The organism is Schumannella sp. 10F1B-5-1, from assembly GCF_006517535.1.
GTDB lineage: Bacteria > Actinomycetota > Actinomycetes > Actinomycetales > Microbacteriaceae > Schumannella.
Genome location: NZ_VHQH01000241.1, coordinates 1 through 261 on the forward strand (window position 1 = coordinate 1; position 261 = coordinate 261).

1 pseudogene is annotated in these 261 nt (G+C 73.6%); it reads right to left on the reverse strand.

The features are described 5' to 3' along the window. Positions 1 to 250, reverse strand: a pseudogene (locus FJ658_RS15555) (hypothetical protein); the annotation flags it as partial. Positions 251 to 261 lie beyond the last annotated feature (11 nt).

Genomic DNA, 261 nt, shown 5'->3' on the forward strand with positions numbered 1-261 from the left:
GCGTCGTGGCGCTCGGTGCGGGCGTGGGCGTCGCCGTCTGCGCCTCGGAGAAGTCGGCCTCGTCGAGGACGAAGCCGAATCCGCTCGGGGCGAGGTCGGCCATGGTGCCCGTGCGGGCGGCGGCCACCAGGTCCGCGTCGCCGTAGGCCAGCAGGAAGACCTCGTTCGAGGTCGCCTGCAGCCGTGCCAGCCACTGCGTGGCCGACTCGGGAGCGGAGGCGCCGAGCACCCGGATGGAGGCGAGGATCATCGGATCGAGCC